The organism is Sporomusa sp., assembly GCF_035561155.1.
Classification (GTDB): Bacteria; Bacillota; Negativicutes; order Sporomusales; family Sporomusaceae; genus Sporomusa.
Genome location: NZ_DATMYD010000067.1, coordinates 12,928 through 30,028, shown reverse-complemented (window position 1 = coordinate 30,028; position 17,101 = coordinate 12,928). Strand labels below are relative to the sequence as shown.

The following is a 17,101-nucleotide window of genomic DNA, read 5'->3' as shown; positions in this document are numbered from 1 at the left end:
TGGTGACCCGTAAGGGAATCGAACCCTTGATACCGCCGTGAAAGGGCGGTGTCTTAACCGCTTGACCAACGGGCCAGATGGCTCCTCGAGTAGGACTCGAACCTACGACCGATCGGTTAACAGCCGATTGCTCTACCAACTGAGCTATCGAGGAATATTATAACATAATGAATTATATACTAGGTAAACTAAAATTGCAAGTAGCCGTCCATATTTTTATTGTCAATTAGTACCCTGTATTTTACCGTTAATACCGTTAAATGAAAGGATATTTTTGTTAAAACATCAAATACTGATATTAGACCAAAAAATCATTTAAGGAGGTATACCCTTGGACCCAAGAATAAAAACTCTCGCCAAAAACCTAATTGGTTATTCAACCAGCCTTGCGCGTGGTGAAAAAATATTAATCGAAATGTTTGATGATGCCCTGCCGTTGGCCAAAGCGCTTGTAGATGAAGCTTACGCAGTTGGCGGCATACCCTTTCTCGAACTCAAGAACAGCCAATTGCAGCGGGCCCTGCTGATGAGCGCCTCAAGCGAGCAACTTAAACTGGCTGCTTCCTGGGAAGAGGCCCGCATGAAAGAGATGAATGCCTATATTGCCATCAGAGCCAGTTACAATATCACCGAGATGGCCGACGTCCCGTCCTCACAGCTGCAACGCTATCAGCAGGACTGGGTAAAACCAGTGCATCTTGACGTGCGCGTCCCAAAAACCAAATGGTGTATTCTACGCTGGCCTAACGCCTCTATGGCGCAGTCGGCGAGTACCAGCACCGAAGCATTTGAAGACTTCTACTTTAATGTGTGCAACCTGGATTATGGCAAAATGGCCAAAGCGATGGATCCCTTAGTCGCGCTTATGGAAAAAACCGACAAAGTGAAGATTACCGGGCCTAACACTGACCTAACATTTTCAATAAAAGGCATTCCGGCAGTAAAATGCTCCGGTCTCCGAAATATACCTGACGGTGAAGTATATACCGCACCTGTCAGAGATTCAGTTAATGGTGTCCTTACTTATAACACGCCGGCAGTATACCAAGGATTTACTTATGAGAACATTCGCCTTGAATTTAAAGATGGGAAAATTGTCAAAGCCACAGCGAATGACATCGAAAAGATTAACAAGATATTCGATACTGACGAAGGTGCCCGTTACATAGGCGAATTCGCCTTAGGTGTCAATCCTTATATTGAAAAGCCCATGAAAGATACCTTATTTGATGAAAAAATCAAAGGCAGTTTCCACTTCACCCCTGGCAACGCTTATGATGTCGCCTTTAATGGTAACAAATCGGCGATTCATTGGGATTTAGTCTGCATTCAGAATCCGGAATACGGCGGCGGCGAAATCCGGTTTGATGATAAGCTAATCCGTAAGGATGGTCGATTCATACTCCCTGAGCTTGAGGGTTTAAATCCGGAAAATCTGATGTAATTAGAGCAAAAGCGAGATTGCCACGTTATGTGGATCAATCTCGCTTTTTTCTCCGCTTTAATATCCTATTTCAGTAGTTCTTGCACAAAATTCGGCAGTGCAAAACAACTTTTTTGAATCTCACGGTTATGATACCGTGTACCTAAGTTTTCAGGAATCCGGGCCACATCGGCATTAATTGGGTCGTATTGCTTAGAGCCGATGGTGAAGCAGTGTAACCCGCTCGGGTACAGCGGAATGTTAGCCAAATACAGACGAGTGATTGGGAACAGGGACGCAATGTCAGTCTTAAGCCGTTTTATCAGGTCCTGATGAAAAAACGGTGATTCAGTCTGTTGTACAAACAAGCCATCTGGCTTGAGTGCTTTGTGCACGTCTTGATAAAACGCGTGAGTAAATAAACCTTCCCCTGGGCCGATGGGATCAGAGCAGTCTACAATGATGACATCATATTTGTTCTCTACTTCTTGCATATGTTTAATGCCATCACCAATTTTAAGACGTAGCTTAGGATGGTTTTCATTTAAAGCCACACTAATTTCCGGCAGATATTTTTTGCTGACATCAACGACCATGCCATCAATTTCCACCATCTCCGCCACTTCAACCGATTGATGTTTAACGACCTCGCGGATAGTCCCGCCATCTCCGCCGCCAATAACCAGGACGGTTTTAGGATTAGGATGCGTAAACAGCGGTACATGGGCAATCATCTCATGATAAATAAACTCATCAAAAATCGAGGTCTGGAATACGCCATCTAACACCAGCATCCGCCCAAATTCATGAGAATCCACTACTGCGACTTGCTGAAATTCCGACTGTCCGGCATATAGTGTTTCCTTTATCCGAGCGGTAAGACCCAGATTTTTAGTTTGATATTCTGTATACCATAACTCCATTTATTTAATCCCCCTTACTTATTTTGGCTTCTATAGCTTCCCCCAATTTATATGATTTGTTCAGGCACAAATTTTATCACAAATATTGCCAAATGGAAAGATAAATCTGTAAAAATGGGAGATGTATACAAATCTTTAAAAAATCTGTGAAAAATTTAACTTTTTTCTATGTATAGTACTTTATTTCACAATTATAATGGTGTATACTTAACTTACAGGTTCTATTATACCTTTCCACTCAGCTTACATTATACAAAGGAGGGGGGTGAGCTTGTGTTTAAGAATATGGCGTTTTACCTGACATTGGCAATTGTCTGCCCGCTGTTTATGGTTTTTCTAATGTTGCTGATATTTACTTCACCAATATGGTTTTTCCTCACATTGCCCTATCATATCAGCCAACGTACCCAACCTAACACTGCACTTGCCTTAAAGTAAAACACCGCTACAAAGCTCTTTCGTTTTTGATTCGTAGTTGTACGGATAAATAACAAAAGCGCCTTGTTTTATCCTCAAAAAAAGAAGCGACCGCCAGCGTAATTGCTGGCGGCTGCTTCTTTTTTATGCGTTATTTTTCTTCTGGCCGCTTGCCGTATTTATATTTATACTTAGGCATGGTTTTCATAGGCATTTCACACTCATCCATATCTTCTTCCTCTTCACACTCATCCATATCTTCTTCCTCTTCACAGTAATCTTCTTCTTCCTCTTCGCAGTAATCTTCTTCTTCTGAATCCGGGCAGTCAGATGGTCCAAGACCGGTAGCACCGGCAAAGCTGTGGCAATGATTGTCATCCTCACTTGTCATACCTTGGAAATAGTGGACATGGTTACAGCACGGCATTTCAATGGCCGGTCCGGTCATGACATCTTCGGTATGCCAGTGGCCGCATTCCCCTTCTTCAACAATAAATGAAGTCCGGCCATGGATCCGGTGAACATGGGATCTTCCCTTTTCCTGCGCTGGGCCGCTGACACCTAAAATAACATGCTGATGATCATCAGCTACATCGACTTCAGTAAGATAAGTATGAACATGTAACATACTGGGCCGGGGCTTATTGTGGTGATGTTTATGTTTACGGTCTTCTTCATTGATAGGCATAGCCTGTCGCACCTCCAAAAGATTTCGTACACCATATTCTATGCTTCAGGCTAATCATTGGCTACTACCAGTTTTATTTACATATTATTAAAAGTGTCAACTTGATTTTACTAAGCATATAGTATAGTAACAAGAAGTCAAGTTCCTGTACGGAGGTATGTGATGCCCAAAGGTAAAGAAATCGTTAGACCACTGGCAACCCGTATGTTTGTCTTAGCCTTAATTACCGGCCTTTTAATCTCTTTCTGTACCCCCCTAACGTATCTCGGTTGGGCCTGGAAAACCAAACAGGCCGAAACAGCGGCACTTGCTCAGCAAATTGCCCGTGAAGCACAAGAAATTATCCTCAGCAATCCGGATGATCATCAGCAGAAATTACCACTGCTTAACAGCTTGGTCTCTGTATATCAGCAAAAACCTGATATACAACATCTTAAAATAACCACCAACTGGTCAAACAGTGAAAGTTCAGCCACAACACCTTCACCGTCGCTATTTGATGTTACCCAGCGTGTAGATATCACTTTTCACGGCACAACATACGGCTATGTTGAGATAACGGTAACAGCCGCCAATGTTATTATGTCTACAATACTCTTGGTTGGCATCTTTTTCGGGCTGGGACTATTGACAAACACCCTGCTATACCGTCTTCCGGTCGGTATTATTAGTGAAAACAAAAAAGATTTGGATATTATGGCTATCAAGTTGAAAAAAAAGGCTGACGAACTTGCCCACGTCCAAAACATGCTTGATCAGGCATCCCTCATTGATTGCAAAACCGGCCTGTCTAATGCCAGCCAATCGATAAAATTCCTGAAGGAGGAAATATCAAAGGTATCCTATGGCGGCTCGCTGAGCGTGCTTATGCTGGACATTGACCATTTTAAGCAATATAACGACCATTCCGGCTACACCCTGGGCGATGAAGTGATTGTCACAATATCTACGCTGTTAAAAAACCATATTCGCAACAACGACTTGGCAGGGCGGTTTGGCGGCGAAGAATTTATCATCATCCTGCCTGACGTTGACGAAACTCGAGCGGTGGTCACTGCTGACCGGCTGCGTGCCAGCATCGAAAATTATCCTTTCCCGGATGAAGAACACCAACCTGGTGGCAAACTTACTGTCAGCATTGGTGTTAGAACCTATACCGGCGGTTCCTTGTCAGTTCAGCAGCTTATCGCTCAAGTTGAAGAGGCGCTGCTCCAAGCTAAAAATTCAGGCCGCAATCAAGTCGCTATATTCCAAGCCACCTAAGCGACAGTATAGCCATTAAACCCAGCCCCATAGTAAGTATGGCGTTCCGGAATGTATAAGCCACAACAGCAGCCAGTATCCCAGCCAGGAGATAATGATTGTTCAGAGAAAAATCAACCCGCCCCTGTGGCAAAATCAACGACGGCACAATAAGCGCTGTCAAAACAGCGGTGGGAAGATGTTTGAGCCAGCGCTCAAACCAGGTTGGCAAACCAGTTTTCTTTAATAATGCCACTGCACCAAACCTTGTAAAAAAAGTTACTGCCGCCATTCCGACAATGATCAGCATCATTTCAAACCGCATGATTATCCTCCTTTTCCAATAAGCCGCCTGTTATGCTTGCAGCCAAACAGGCGGCTATTATATACCATTTCCCCGGCAAATATGCTGCTCCTACCACTGCTGTTACGGCAGCAACGAGGCATACAGCAACACTGACATGATTCGTCAGCCGCGGCATCAGCATTGCTAGAAAAGTAGCTGGCATAGCAAAATCAAGGCCCCAGGCCAGTGGGTCAGGTATATAGCTGCCCACCAGCACACCTATGGTCGTGGACGCGGCCCAGATAAAGTAAAAGGCCCAGCTGCTCCCCATCTGATAGTTAGCACTATACCCTTCTTTGGCCGTCCGGTTCATTGTAACAGCATAGGACTCGTCAGTCAGAGAAAAGGTCAGTAGCAGTTGCCTGGCGAGCGGCAGCTTCAGAAGGTGCGGCGCCAGTGATACCCCCATCAGCAAGTGGCGAAGATTAATTAATAGCGTAGTAAATACAATAAGACCCCAACCGGTAATCCCGGCTCCCAGCATAGTTATACCGATAAATTGTGCCGCCCCGGCAAATACCAGCAGCGACATAAGCACCGTTTCTACAGGCGTCAGCCCGGCCGTTAGTCCCATCACACCACAGGTAATGCCAAAGGGTACGACCCCCAGCATAACAGGTAGACTGTCACGCACCCCTTGTACATAATCTTTCATAAACCTCACCGCCTTTAGTAATTTATTTCATATTACTTTGCAGGAAAAACATTGTAAATATCCAATTGTTAAATTAAATAATATAATTGGATATTTAGGGAGATTTTTAGAAATGGATATATCCAAAATCGTTGATAAAGTCTTACTTACGCCGAAGTCAGCACTACCGCTATATAGTCAAATTGCCAGAGTACTAGCCGAAAATATCAAGAATAACGCATTGCCTGCCGGAATTAAACTGCCGCCGGAACGTGAACTGGCCGCCCTTTTGGGGGTAAGCCGCACAACAGCAATTAACGCTTACCGGCAGTTGGAGGAACAGGGACTCATCATTACCAAAGTCGGCAGTGGTACCTATGTGGCTGATTTAACGCCATCCCTGCAGCCAACCCCTGCCGTCCCCTGGTCACAGCTATTTACCCCTAGTCCCAATATACAACTATCGTCAATTTTACGTGAACTGATTGCATCTGCCGCTGCAGAGGACATTATCTCCTTGGCTGCGGGTATGCCTGACCCCGCACTTTATCCGCTCAAGCACTTTCACAGGCTGTTTAGCCAACAGTCTTCCCATCTCAACGGCTCCGACTTAGGGCATATCCCAACAGAAGGCTATCTGCCGCTTCGCCGTGCTTTGGCTGCGAGGCTGATAAAAAAAGGCTATAATATTACACCGGAAAATACAATGATTGTAAGCGGCTCCCAGCAAGGGCTGTATTTAATCACAAAAGCGTTTCTGGAACCCGGTGATTATGTTATTGTTGAGTCCCCCACCTATCTTGGAGCCATCCAAGTATTCAGCGCAGCCAATGCCCGGCTGCTTAGCCTGCCGGCTTTAGGCAGTTTGCCCCTTGATCTTCTGGAAGATTACCTCATCCGCTACCGCCCTAAACTTCTTTATATTATGCCGACATTTCAAAATCCTAATGGCCGGGTTATGCCTATTGAAGAGCGGCATAAACTCTTACAGCTCGCTGCCAAACATCGCCTGGTGATTGTGGAAGATGACCCCTACGGAGAATTGTACTACGGCGAGCAGCCTCCCCATTCACTCAAAGCGCTTGATCCGTACGGCGGCGTCATCGCGCTTGGTACTTTTTCCAAAATTCTCTTCCCCGGACTGCGCACAGGCTGGGTTATTGCACCAGAAACAGTAATTAACCGGTTTGCACTTGAAAAACAATACATTGACCTTCACAGCAGCAATCTGTCTCAGAAACTGCTCTTTGATTATCTGTCTGAAGACTTACTTGATGGCCACCTAGCCTTTGTCCGCACTGAATACAAAAAGCGCCGCGACTCTGTAGCCGGCGCCCTCAAACGCTATTGCAGTCCGTATCTGACCTTTGCCTTGCCGTCAGGCGGATTTTATTTCTGGTGCACTCTAAACGAAGGTATCCTGACCCGGCAGTTATTGCATGAAGCAGGCAAAACAGGGGTGTCCTTTGTTCCTGGAGAAGCCTTCTATGCTGACGACTCTGGCTCCCGCGAGCTCAGGCTGTGCTTTACTACCCATCCCGAAGAACGCCTGCTTGAAGGCATTAAACGCCTAAGCAAAGCATTACATGTCCTGGCAAATAATAATACCGGCAGTCATGAGCGGCGGGCAGTTACTCCAATTATTTAATTTGACAGTATTTGAGGAGAACCGCGCGGTGATGGCGCAGCTATCGGTTATTGGTTTATCAGCAGTTCTTTGAGCTCCAATAGATTACGTTTGGCAGCCTGTTCGTACTTTTCCCGGAAACATTTAGTTTGGAATATTGAGTTCCGTTGCAGAAATTGCTCGATAACCTGTTGCCGTCCCTGGCGGTAGTCTGATTCAGCTAAATGATTGTACTCAGCCCTTATCTGGCGCTCGTAATCCATGAAACCATTCCAATCCCGCCCCAAGACCACCAAATCAATATCTGTCAGATAAGCCCCGTCCCGGCTACCGCCAGCTTCCGTGTGACTTGTCAATAAGATCAGCCTGACAGCCTGACGACTAAATTCAGTTGACAGCCCAAGCTGGGCAGCAGTATACGCTGCAGCGGCAGCGCTCAGTGTTTCATTACTTTTGGCACTAGGCACACAGACAATATCATGAAACCATAGCGCATACTCTACCAGTTCAGGATGAGCCAGTTCCTGTTCGATTTCATCCAGATACATAAAACATTCGACAAGATGACTACATCCGTGGTAATGACGGAAATATTGTCTATAACTGTCTAGTAACATTTGAAATACTTTTTCCGATGACGGGGCATTAGCCCCTAACTTAGCAGTAAGAGCCTGCCAGCGGTCAGCTAAAAGGCGTTCCACGCTTCTTCCTCCATTGTATCTTTTTTGTATTACTTCAAGTATTACCATTACAGCCTGGGGGATACTATTGTTAAAAAAGGTGCGGGGAAAACCTGTGAACAATTGCTTTACCCTTATGGCTGCAGCTCCTGATTTTAACGCTCCAGCCTATCACAATGCTACCCAAACAACTGCGTCACTAAACGCATTTCACGGGCAATGGCTTATCTTATTCTTCTACATGTCAGACTTTAGCTTTGTCTGACCGACAGAGTTGGCGGCAGTTGCCGACCACTACCAGTCTATTATTACCCTCAATACCGCTGTTGTCGCTATTAGTTCGGATACTGTTCTTACTCATAAGATTTTTTGTGATATCTCGCCTAGCGCACGAAAAGTACAATATCCGCTAATCGCTGATCAAAACAATACCATTGCAGCAGCGTTCGGAATTATGACTAACCAAGGCAAATCTCAGCGGGCTACCTTCATTATTGACCCTGAGGGCTTAATTCGCCACGCCACTGTTTACCCTAATGAAGTTGGGCGCGATGTTCCTGAGCTGCTACGTATTTTGCAAGGCTTACAATATACTGATTTAACCGGTTTTCTGTTACCAGCCGGGTGGCAGCCTGGCCAAACTGGAATCAAACCTGCTCTTGATAAAGCAGGTCAATATTAATTGCGTTACCTTTTCTTCCTTCGAACGTTTATATATACGAAGGGAGATGATTACTATGTTTAAATCAATCAAAATTTTAACTTTGGCGCTGCTAATCATGACAGCTGCGCTACCAGCCACTTTGGCTGCCGAGAAAAATCCTAATATCACTGAAGTCCAGGTAAGCGGTAGCCACCAGGAGGAAGTTGCGCCAGATATAGCCTACATTAATCTGGGTACACTGACAGAAGCTGAAACTGTTGCCGCTGCGCAAGCAAAAAATGCCGATATCTCAGCAAAAGTACGCCGCCAGTTGGAGGACTTGGGAATTAAGTCTGAATACATAAAAACGGCGCACTATTCGGTAACACCGCTCTATAAAAATGATGACAGCGGCCGCCGCACCCCCAGCATTATCGGCTATCAAATTACCAACAGCATTACGGTAACTTCTTCACCCGAAAAAGCAGGCCAGGTTATCGATACTGCCCTTAATGCCGGTGCCAATCAAGTCAATAACATCCGGTTTGGTAAACAGGACGAAACCGATGTTAAAAATGCCGCTTTGGCTCAGGCCGTCCGTGATGCCATGAGTAAAGCCGACGCGGTTGCCACAGCGTTAAACAAGCGGGTGGTCAGGGTTAAGACAGTAACTGAAACTGGTATCAATCTGCAGTCGCCCGAGATAGCCGGCCGCCTTTACAAAAGTGCGATGGCCGATACTACGCCTATCTCGGCCGGATTGGTGATGTTAACAGCCAATGCCCAGGTAGTCGTAGAACTGGAATAATGTAAAAATAGTAAAAAGGGTCAGGCGCTGCCTGACCCTTTTTACTATTTTTTTTTACAAAAGCGGCTTAATGTTTAAAATGCCGCATGCCGGTGAACACCATAGCAATCCCATGTTCATCAGCAGTTTTAATAGAATCTTCATCATTTACCGAACCGCCCGGCTGAATAATAGCGGTAATGCCAGCTTCGGCAGCAGCTTGAACGGTATCAGCGAATGGAAAAAAAGCATCTGACGCTAAAACTGCCCCTTTGGCCTGTTCGCCGGCCTGCGCCAGCGCAATGCCGGCAGCCCCTACACGATTCATCTGACCTGCGCCTACGCCAAGTGTTTTATTGTCATTTGCAATGACAATGGCATTAGATTTAACATGTTTAACAGCCTTCCAGGCAAATAGAAGCTGTTCCCATTCTACCGCTGTCGGCTGGCGTTTGGTAACTGCTTTCATATCATTTTTAACGGCGGTAGTCATATCAGCCTGCTGCAAAAGCACACCGCCAGCCACTGATTTAACGTCAAGACGAGTGCTGTCAGGCTGTGGCAGAGCGGCTGCCAGCAGACGGATATTTTTCTTTTTTGTCAAAATATCGAGTGCTTGCTGGCTAAATGCCGGAGCAATGACGGCTTCGACAAAAAGCTCGCTGATGAGCTGCGCAGTGTCTGTATCCACTTCCCGGTTTACGCCGATAATGCCGCCAAAAGCTGAAACCGGGTCAGCCTGATAGGCTTTTTCATAGGCTTCGGCCAAAGTAGCGCCAATCCCTGTACCACAAGGGTTAGTATGTTTGATAATGACAGCTGCCGGTTGCTCAAATTCAGCGGCAAGCGCATAGGCGGCTTCTACATCAACAATATTGTTAAACGACAATTCTTTGCCATTAAGCTGCTTGGCATTGGCAACACCTGGCCCAGAGTAATATTGTTCACGGTAAAAAGCAGCAGCCTGATGCGGGTTTTCCCCATAACGCAGGTCTTGGGCTTTTTCGTACACCAAATGCAGCGTTTCCGGGAAAAGCCCCTGTCCAAGCTGCCCGCTTAAGTAGCGGGAAATATATGCATCATAACCAGCCGTGTGGCTGAAGGCTTCTTGCGCCAGTGCCATGCGGCTTGTGAATTCAACTTCACTGCCAGCGGTCAGTTGGGCAATGATTTCCCCGTACCGTGCCGGATTCACAACAACTGTTACATAGTGGAAATTCTTAGCTGCTGCCCGAATCATAGCCGGACCACCAATATCAATGTTTTCTACAGCGTCGTCTAAAGTCACATCTGGTTTAGCTACAGTCTGACGGAAGGGATACAGGTTTACAGCCAATAAGTCAATGCCTGTGATATTATGCTGAGCCATTGCCGCTTGGTGGCTGGGGTTATCACGGATAGCCAGTATACCTCCATGAATATAGGGGTTAAGTGTTTTAACCCTGCCGTCCATGATCTCAGGGAACCCAGTGACTTCACTGACATAAGTGACAGGTATGCCGGCATCTTTAATAGCTTTCATAGTGCCGCCGGTCGAAATAATTTCAACACCAAGTCTATGCAAAGCATTAGCAAACTCAACAATGCCGGTTTTGTCCGACACACTTAAGAGCGCGCGTTTAATCTTCATCAATGTCCCTCGCTTATCACTACTCTTTGTCAATTATACGCACACGCCGGCCTTCAGAATGCAGTCGCCCTTCACAGTATAAAGCAAGAGCGCGGGGATACAGAATATGTTCGGCGTGCAGAATTCGTTCTGATAATGTCTCAGCTGTATCGTCTTCTAAGACCGGTACAGCTTCCTGTAGAATAATCGGGCCAGTATCCATACCTTCGTCGACAAAGTGGACAGTACAGCCCGAAACCTTCACTCCATAATGCAAGGCTTGCTGCTGGGCGTTTTCACCGGGGAAGGCCGGGAGCAGCGAGGGGTGAATGTTCATGATTTTTCCGGCAAACCGGTCAATAAAATACTGGCTTAAGATACGCATAAAACCGGCTAGTACGACCAGTTCAACATGGCGAAGGTTAAGCTCTTCGGCAATAGCAGCCTCAAATTGCTGGCGGCTGGCAAACTGCCGCCGGTCAATACACAGAGCCTGAATGTCCGCCCCTGCCATGCGTTTGAGCACATTGGCATCTGGGTTATCACTGATAACCACGCCAATCTTGGCGTCAAGCCTGCCTGCTTGAATGGCGTCAATGATAGCCTGCAGATTGCTGCCGCGCCCTGATGCCAATACACCGATTACCGTTTTATTCATGCAACAGCCCTCCCCTACTTGAGTTCGACCTGACACTCGCCTGCTACAACCTTGCCGATTATATACGATTTCTCATCCCTTGCGGCAAGATCAGCCTGTATGGTCGGCACTTGTTCAGCCGGAACGATTAAAATCATGCCTATACCCATGTTAAACGTCCGATACATCTCTGCTTTAGCGACACCGCCCCATTCCTTTAAAAGGCCAAAGATGGCCGGCTCAGGCCAGGCGCTAGTATCTACCGCTACGCCGCAGCCTTCAGGCAATACGCGCGGAATATTATCATAAAATCCGCCACCGGTAATGTGTACCATGCCATGAATATCAAACTTTTCAATAAGCGGCATACAGGTTTTGGGATACAGTCGGGTCGGTTCTAACAACTCTTCCCCCAGCGTACGGCCTAGCTCTGGTATATGAGCATCAACACTAAGCTGTTTTACATCAAAACAGATCTTGCGCACAAGTGAGTAGCCGTTAGAATGGATACCGCTGGAGGGCAGGCCAATAAGCACATCGCCAGGCCTAATCTTTTCGCCTGTTATAATTTTATCCCGGTCAACAACGCCTACAGCAAAACCAGCGATATCGTATTCGCCGTCTGGATAGAAACCTGCCATTTCAGCAGTTTCGCCGCCAATAAGCGCGCACCCTGATTCACGGCAAGCCATAGCTACACCACTAACAATGGAAGCAACCTTTTCCGGTTCCAATTTGCCAACAGCCAGGTAATCCAGGAAAAAGAGCGGCTCAGCCCCCTGCACAAGGATATCATTGACGCACATAGCCACGCCGTCTTGACCAATGGTGTCATGCTTGTCAGCCATAAAGGCAATTTTCAGCTTTGTGCCTACTCCATCTGTACCGCTTACCAGTACTGGTTGGCGGTACTTACCTGCATTAAGCGCAAACAAGCCGCCAAAACCACCGATATCTCCCAGAACTTCGGGGCGATAGGTAGCCCGCACATGACGTTTCATTAGTTCAACCGCTTTATTGCCAGCATCGATGTCTACCCCGGCATCGCGGTAGGTAAGTTCAACATTCGTTTTTTGGTTGTCGGTCATTTTTTGACCTCCTGCTATATTCATTTACTCACTTTAGGCTCAAACAGAAATTTGTTATTCGCACAATCGCCGTCACACGGTGTTTGCGCCGGATAATCACAGTTAAAACAAGCGTTACACAACGTTTTTTGCGGGACATGCCCAATTGACGCATGCAGGCCTTCCAGCGACAGGTAATGGAGTGAGTCAGCTCCGATAAACTGCCTGATCTCCTCCACCTGTTTATATGAAGCAATAAGCTCTTTACGGGCTGAGGTATCAATGCCGTAGTAACAGGGGAAACCGATGGGTGGCGAGCTTACACACATGTGGACAGCTGTGGCACCGGCATCCTTCAACATACGGACAATTTTGCCGCTGGTGGTACCGCGCACAATGGAGTCATCCACCATGACAATCGACTTGCCTTTGACCACCGAGGCAACAGCGTTCAGTTTAATTCGAACGCCCATGTCGCGTTTTTTCTGTTCTGGTTGGATAAAGGTACGACCGATGTAGCGGTTTTTCATGAGCCCTTCAGCAAAAGGTATCCCTGATTCATGGCTGTAACCCAGAGCAGCGGTAGTCCCTGAGTCAGGTACCGAAATAACAATATCAGCTTTAAACCCGCTCTCCCGGGCCAGCGTACGCCCCATACTAAATCTGGCTTGGTATACGCTCTGGCCGTCAATGACGCTGTCTGGACGGGCAAAGTATATATATTCAAAAACACAGCCGGCCCGGCGGTCAGTCTCAGCAAATCGCCGGGACACTACACCACTGTCGTCAATAATTACCATCTCACCTGGCTCAATATCACGAACAAATTCTGCCCCCACAGTATCCAGGGCACAGGATTCGGATGCCAGCACCCAGCCTTCCCCCAAGCGCCCTAGGCACAGCGGCCGAAATCCATGCGGGTCGCGAACGCCAATCAACTTGGTTTCTGTCATGATAACAAGGCAATAAGCGCCATGAACACTAGCCAGGCTGTCAATGATTTTTTCTTCTACTGTTTGCTTAGTGGAACGAGCAATCAGATTAACTATGACTTCACTATCGATAGAGGTTTGAAACACGCTTCCTTTTTGTTCCAGATCTTCGCGCATTTCATGAGCGTTGGTCAGGTTGCCGTTATGAGCTAAACTTATTTGCCCTCCGGAATAATTGACTAACAGTGGCTGCGTATTCCGCAAGAGGCTTGAACCGGTTGTCGAATACCGAACATGACCAATAGCAATACGGGCTGGCATATCAGGCAGATTATGCCGAAACACCTCGTTGACCAGTCCCATGCCCCGTTGAACATCCATCACATTGCCGTCAGTGACAGCAATGCCCGCGCTTTCCTGTCCCCGGTGCTGCAGTGCATATAAGCCCCAATAAGTAGACAGCGCTACATTCTCCTGACTGGCAAAAATGCCGAATACACCACATTCTTCGCGCCATTTATCACTTTGTATATCGTAAAGCATTAGGAATTCTCACCTGTCAGTCTTTTCAGTACCTCTTGGTACGCTTCCTCAACATTACCTAAGTCACGGCGAAAACGGTCTTTATCCAGCTTCTGTCCGGTCTCGCTGTCCCAGAACCGGCAGGTATCAGGCGAAATTTCGTCACCAAGAAGCACTTCGCCTTTATGAACACCAAATTCAAGTTTAAAGTCGATCAGTTCCATTTTCTTGTCTTTTAAGAAGGCGGATAGGATTTCATTAATCTTCAAAGCATATTTTTCCATAGTTTCAACTTGTTCAGGTGTAGCAAGACCGAGCGCTTTTATGTGATAGTCATTGATGAGCGGATCGCCCAGCTCATCGTCTTTGTAATAAAGCTCAATGACCGTAGTTGGCAGTTTGCGTCCTTCTTCCCAGCCGATGCGTTTGGCCAGACTACCGGCAGCGATATTGCGGACAACAACCTCTACTGGCAGAATATCCAATTTTTTGACCAGCATTTCACGATCACTGAGCATTTTGACAAAATGGTGCGGAATGCCTTTTTCGCCTAATAGATTAAAGAAAAACACCGAAATTTTGTTGTTAAATACACCTTTATTACCGATAGTACCACGTTTTTCGCCGTTAAATGCTGTGGCATCATCCTTAAAATACACCAGTAATTCATCCGGGTTTTCTGTGGCAAATACTTGCTTTGCTTTTCCTTCATACATAGGTTTCTGAGTCATAAATTTCTGCCTCCTTAAAATTCCATATATAAAATTGAGTTAATATTAGCTATCTCTGAGCGGTGATTTTTTCAGCCAGACGGGCATCTTTTTTCTCTACTTCATTCGCCATAGCCTGACGATGGGCTGTCAATTTATTTGCAAGTTCGATATCATGCACCGCTAGTATTTGAGCAGCAAATAATGCCGCATTTTTTGCACCGTTAATCGCCATAGTGGCTACCGGAATGCCTGCAGGCATTTGGACGATGCTCAAAAGAGCATCCATGCCGCCAAGCGGGGTGGCATTAACAGGAATGCCAATCACCGGCAGGGTTGTAAAGCTGGCAACCACTCCCGGCAGGTGAGCGGCTGCTCCCGCAGCGGCAATGATAACCTGGACACCACGTTCTTGGGCCCCAGCCACAAACTTGTGCACTTTATCGGGCGTGCGGTGAGCCGATGCTACTAATACTTCTGTCTTAATATCGAACTCGGTCAATTGGGTAACAGCTGGTTCGAGAACCGGCCAATCAGAATCACTTCCCATGATAATTGCGACTTTCATCTCATCATCCTTTCGCTTGATATCGGTAATTAGTTATAAGTTCTAATAGTTAATCCTGTAATAAAACCCAGATATTTTATTGTAAAATATCTGGGTTTAGTTTCCCCGCTATTCAGCCAGGAATACGAACCGGAACACGACTAGCACAGCCAGAATGTAGACAATCCAGTGTACTTCGCGGCCACGGCCGGTAACCAGTTTTAGCAGTGGATACATCACAAGGCCGGCCGAAATCCCGTTAGCGATACTATAGGTAAATGGCATCATAACAATAGTTAAGAACGCAGGTAACCCTTCGGTAAGATCGCCAAAGTCAATATGACGGACAGACTCGATCATTAATGCGCCGACAATAATCAACGCAGGAGCAGTAGCAGCGTCAGGGATAAGGCCGGCAAGCGGTGTGAAGAACAGTGCCAGGAGAAAGAGCGCACCGCAAACAACAGCAGTCAACCCAGTGCGGCCGCCTGCACCAACACCAGCAGCGCTCTCAACATAAGCAGTAATAGTGCTGGTACCCAGCATAGCGCCCAAGCTTACACCTGTGGCATCTACCAGCATGGCTTTGCCAATACCGGGGAATTTACCTTTTTTATCCATGATACCAGCTTTGGAAGCCGTGCCTACCAGTGTACCCATGGTATCAAACAATTCTACAAAGGTGAAGGTAAATACAATAGCCATCAGCCCCATATTCAAAGCACCCATAATATCAAGCGCCAAAAAGGCATTCTTGCTAAAGTCCGGCATGGCCACAGGGCTAAAGCCGGCAGGTATTTTAACAACGCCCATGATAATCCCAACAATAGTTGTAGTAAAAATGCCAATCAGGATAGAGCCTTTTACATTCCGAGCCATCATAACAGCAATAAGTATCAGGCCAAATACAGCAAGCAGTACTTCCGGGTGAGCAAGTTGACCCATTTCAATCATACTCTCAAAATAAAGCGGTGTACCATTACCTTTAGCAGCAACAATCTTTTCAAGGGTTGGCGGAATAAGGGACAGACGAATACTCATAATGCCAGAAATCTTAAGACCAATAATGGTAATGAACAAACCAATACCAACTGTTATAGCATGCTTTAATGAATGGGGCATACCCTCAACCAACAGCTGGCGAACTTTAGTTACAGTAAGTAAAATAAAAATAAGACCAGAGATAAAGACTGCGCCTAACGCAACCTGCCAGGAAACCCCCATACCAATAACAACCGAAAAAGCATAAAAAGCGTTAAGACCCATACCAGGAGCCAAAGCAATCGGGTAGTTAACAAACAGCCCCATCATTATGGATACTAACCCGGCACCAATTGCAGTAGCTAAGAGTACGGCGTTCTTATCCATACCGGCTGCACCCAAAATACTAGGGTTTACAAACAGTATGTAGGCCATGGTCATGAAGGTGGTAATACCTGCGATCACCTCAGTCTTGACATCTGTTTTACGGGAACTGAGTTCAAATAGTTTTTCCAACATTTCCTTTTTCTCCCCTTTACACAACGTAGTTGGAGTGTTACCGCAAACGCTACAATTTATCCGAAAACGCCAAAAAACCCTGACAGGGAATTTTCGCATGATACTATAGAGCGAAACTTCCCCGCCAGGGTTTTTATCCCATCGGTGTAGTGTTACCAAGTAACACC

At 46.3% G+C, this 17,101-nt stretch carries 19 protein-coding genes and 2 tRNA genes; 7 read left to right on the top strand and 14 right to left on the bottom strand.

Features of this window, described 5'->3' with window-relative positions:
* A tRNA-Glu gene (locus tag VN447_RS07810) sits at window positions 1–75 on the bottom strand.
* A gap of 3 nt (window positions 76–78) precedes the next feature.
* Window positions 79–154: transfer RNA gene (locus tag VN447_RS07805), tRNA-Asn, on the bottom strand.
* A 177-nt stretch (window positions 155–331) separates the two neighbouring features.
* On the opposite strand from VN447_RS07805, the gene VN447_RS07800 reads away from it, so the two are divergent.
* Window positions 332–1,444 carry an aminopeptidase gene (locus VN447_RS07800; RefSeq protein ID WP_325524465.1) on the top strand — a complete coding sequence of 371 codons (1,113 nt, stop codon included), beginning with the start codon at window positions 332–334 and terminating at the stop codon, window positions 1,442–1,444.
* A 65-nt stretch (window positions 1,445–1,509) separates the two neighbouring features.
* On the opposite strand, the gene speE is transcribed toward VN447_RS07800, so the two are convergent.
* Window positions 1,510–2,346, bottom strand: a complete 837-nt coding sequence (speE, locus tag VN447_RS07795) for a polyamine aminopropyltransferase (RefSeq protein ID WP_325524463.1) — start codon at window positions 2,344–2,346, stop codon at window positions 1,510–1,512.
* Window positions 2,347–2,619: 273 nt separating this feature from the next.
* On the opposite strand from speE, the gene VN447_RS07790 reads away from it, so the two are divergent.
* Window positions 2,620–2,784 carry a hypothetical protein gene (locus VN447_RS07790; protein ID WP_325524461.1) on the top strand — a complete coding sequence of 55 codons (165 nt, stop codon included), beginning with the start codon at window positions 2,620–2,622 and terminating at the stop codon, window positions 2,782–2,784.
* A gap of 130 nt (window positions 2,785–2,914) precedes the next feature.
* On the opposite strand, the gene VN447_RS07785 is transcribed toward VN447_RS07790, so the two are convergent.
* Window positions 2,915–3,451 carry a YmaF family protein gene (locus VN447_RS07785; RefSeq protein ID WP_325524460.1) on the bottom strand — a complete coding sequence of 179 codons (537 nt, stop codon included), beginning with the start codon at window positions 3,449–3,451 and terminating at the stop codon, window positions 2,915–2,917.
* Between the two features lie 162 nt (window positions 3,452–3,613).
* Here VN447_RS07785 and VN447_RS07780 point away from each other — a divergent pair, with 162 nt between their 5' ends.
* Window positions 3,614–4,714, top strand: coding sequence for a GGDEF domain-containing protein (locus VN447_RS07780; RefSeq protein WP_325524458.1), 1,101 nt, complete (start codon window positions 3,614–3,616; stop codon window positions 4,712–4,714).
* Here the strand turns inward: VN447_RS07780 and VN447_RS07775 are convergent.
* A complete protein-coding gene (locus VN447_RS07775; RefSeq protein ID WP_325524457.1) occupies window positions 4,695–5,018 on the bottom strand; it encodes an AzlD domain-containing protein in 324 nt (107 codons plus the stop codon). The genes VN447_RS07780 and VN447_RS07775 overlap by 20 nt on opposite strands.
* A complete protein-coding gene (locus tag VN447_RS07770) occupies window positions 5,008–5,694 on the bottom strand; it encodes an AzlC family ABC transporter permease (RefSeq protein WP_325524456.1) in 687 nt (228 codons plus the stop codon). The genes VN447_RS07775 and VN447_RS07770 overlap by 11 nt, the downstream gene beginning before the upstream one ends.
* Before the next feature lie 112 nt (window positions 5,695–5,806).
* Here VN447_RS07770 and VN447_RS07765 point away from each other — a divergent pair, with 112 nt between their 5' ends.
* Window positions 5,807–7,321 carry a PLP-dependent aminotransferase family protein gene (locus VN447_RS07765; protein WP_325524454.1) on the top strand — a complete coding sequence of 505 codons (1,515 nt, stop codon included), beginning with the start codon at window positions 5,807–5,809 and terminating at the stop codon, window positions 7,319–7,321.
* Between the two features lie 47 nt (window positions 7,322–7,368).
* Here the strand turns inward: VN447_RS07765 and VN447_RS07760 are convergent, their stop codons facing one another.
* The gene (locus VN447_RS07760; protein ID WP_325524453.1) at window positions 7,369–8,001 is read right to left on the bottom strand and encodes a hypothetical protein; all 633 of its coding nucleotides are present in this window, start codon (window positions 7,999–8,001) and stop codon (window positions 7,369–7,371) included.
* 67 nt (window positions 8,002–8,068) lie between these two features.
* On the opposite strand from VN447_RS07760, the gene VN447_RS07755 reads away from it, so the two are divergent.
* The 3 genes from VN447_RS07755 to VN447_RS07745 are packed head-to-tail and all read left to right on the top strand — an operon-like array spanning window position 8,069 to window position 9,431.
* Window positions 8,069–8,245, top strand: coding sequence for a redoxin domain-containing protein (locus tag VN447_RS07755; protein WP_325524451.1), 177 nt, complete (start codon window positions 8,069–8,071; stop codon window positions 8,243–8,245).
* A 9-nt stretch (window positions 8,246–8,254) separates the two neighbouring features.
* Window positions 8,255–8,662 (top strand): redoxin domain-containing protein, encoded by a 408-nt coding sequence (locus VN447_RS07750; protein WP_325524450.1) that lies wholly within the window; start codon window positions 8,255–8,257, stop codon window positions 8,660–8,662.
* Window positions 8,663–8,717: 55 nt separating this feature from the next.
* A complete protein-coding gene (locus VN447_RS07745) occupies window positions 8,718–9,431 on the top strand; it encodes an SIMPL domain-containing protein (protein ID WP_325524448.1) in 714 nt (237 codons plus the stop codon).
* Window positions 9,432–9,498: 67 nt separating this feature from the next.
* On the opposite strand, the gene purH is transcribed toward VN447_RS07745, so the two are convergent.
* From purH to VN447_RS07710, 7 genes are all read right to left on the bottom strand, one after another.
* Window positions 9,499–11,040: a bifunctional phosphoribosylaminoimidazolecarboxamide formyltransferase/IMP cyclohydrolase gene (gene purH / locus VN447_RS07740; protein ID WP_325524447.1), complete on the bottom strand. Its 1,542-nt coding sequence runs from the start codon at window positions 11,038–11,040 to the stop codon at window positions 9,499–9,501.
* A 19-nt stretch (window positions 11,041–11,059) separates the two neighbouring features.
* Window positions 11,060–11,677 carry a phosphoribosylglycinamide formyltransferase gene (purN, locus tag VN447_RS07735; RefSeq protein WP_325524445.1) on the bottom strand — a complete coding sequence of 206 codons (618 nt, stop codon included), beginning with the start codon at window positions 11,675–11,677 and terminating at the stop codon, window positions 11,060–11,062.
* Between the two features lie 14 nt (window positions 11,678–11,691).
* The gene (purM, locus tag VN447_RS07730) at window positions 11,692–12,744 is read right to left on the bottom strand and encodes a phosphoribosylformylglycinamidine cyclo-ligase (protein ID WP_325524444.1); all 1,053 of its coding nucleotides are present in this window, start codon (window positions 12,742–12,744) and stop codon (window positions 11,692–11,694) included.
* Window positions 12,745–12,764: 20 nt separating this feature from the next.
* Window positions 12,765–14,198 carry an amidophosphoribosyltransferase gene (purF, locus tag VN447_RS07725; protein WP_325524442.1) on the bottom strand — a complete coding sequence of 478 codons (1,434 nt, stop codon included), beginning with the start codon at window positions 14,196–14,198 and terminating at the stop codon, window positions 12,765–12,767.
* The gene (gene purC / locus VN447_RS07720) at window positions 14,198–14,908 is read right to left on the bottom strand and encodes a phosphoribosylaminoimidazolesuccinocarboxamide synthase (protein ID WP_325524441.1); all 711 of its coding nucleotides are present in this window, start codon (window positions 14,906–14,908) and stop codon (window positions 14,198–14,200) included. The genes purF and purC overlap by 1 nt, the downstream gene beginning before the upstream one ends.
* A 49-nt stretch (window positions 14,909–14,957) precedes the next feature.
* Entirely contained in the window at window positions 14,958–15,455 is a 498-nt protein-coding gene (purE, locus tag VN447_RS07715) for a 5-(carboxyamino)imidazole ribonucleotide mutase (protein ID WP_325524440.1), read from the bottom strand.
* Window positions 15,456–15,563: 108 nt separating this feature from the next.
* Window positions 15,564–16,934, bottom strand: coding sequence for an NCS2 family permease (locus tag VN447_RS07710; RefSeq protein WP_325524438.1), 1,371 nt, complete (start codon window positions 16,932–16,934; stop codon window positions 15,564–15,566).
* Window positions 16,935–17,101 lie beyond the last annotated feature (167 nt).

Bases quoted from the DNA above. Each gene is read 5' to 3' on its own strand.
- VN447_RS07765 (WP_325524454.1), top strand. From the start codon at position 5,807: ATGGATATATCCAAAATCGTTGATAAAGTCTTACTTACGCCGAAGTCA.
- speE (WP_325524463.1), bottom strand. From the start codon at position 2,346: ATGGAGTTATGGTATACAGAATATCAAACTAAAAATCTGGGTCTTACC.
- VN447_RS07775 (WP_325524457.1), bottom strand. From the start codon at position 5,018: ATGCGGTTTGAAATGATGCTGATCATTGTCGGAATGGCGGCAGTAACT.
- VN447_RS07745 (WP_325524448.1), top strand. From the start codon at position 8,718: ATGTTTAAATCAATCAAAATTTTAACTTTGGCGCTGCTAATCATGACA.
- purF (WP_325524442.1), bottom strand. From the start codon at position 14,198: ATGCTTTACGATATACAAAGTGATAAATGGCGCGAAGAATGTGGTGTA.
- purC (WP_325524441.1), bottom strand. From the start codon at position 14,908: ATGACTCAGAAACCTATGTATGAAGGAAAAGCAAAGCAAGTATTTGCC.
- purM (WP_325524444.1), bottom strand. From the start codon at position 12,744: ATGACCGACAACCAAAAAACGAATGTTGAACTTACCTACCGCGATGCC.
- purN (WP_325524445.1), bottom strand. From the start codon at position 11,677: ATGAATAAAACGGTAATCGGTGTATTGGCATCAGGGCGCGGCAGCAAT.
- VN447_RS07770 (WP_325524456.1), bottom strand. From the start codon at position 5,694: ATGAAAGATTATGTACAAGGGGTGCGTGACAGTCTACCTGTTATGCTG.
- purE (WP_325524440.1), bottom strand. From the start codon at position 15,455: ATGAAAGTCGCAATTATCATGGGAAGTGATTCTGATTGGCCGGTTCTC.
- purH (WP_325524447.1), bottom strand. From the start codon at position 11,040: ATGAAGATTAAACGCGCGCTCTTAAGTGTGTCGGACAAAACCGGCATT.
- VN447_RS07785 (WP_325524460.1), bottom strand. From the start codon at position 3,451: ATGCCTATCAATGAAGAAGACCGTAAACATAAACATCACCACAATAAG.
- VN447_RS07710 (WP_325524438.1), bottom strand. From the start codon at position 16,934: ATGTTGGAAAAACTATTTGAACTCAGTTCCCGTAAAACAGATGTCAAG.
- VN447_RS07780 (WP_325524458.1), top strand. From the start codon at position 3,614: ATGCCCAAAGGTAAAGAAATCGTTAGACCACTGGCAACCCGTATGTTT.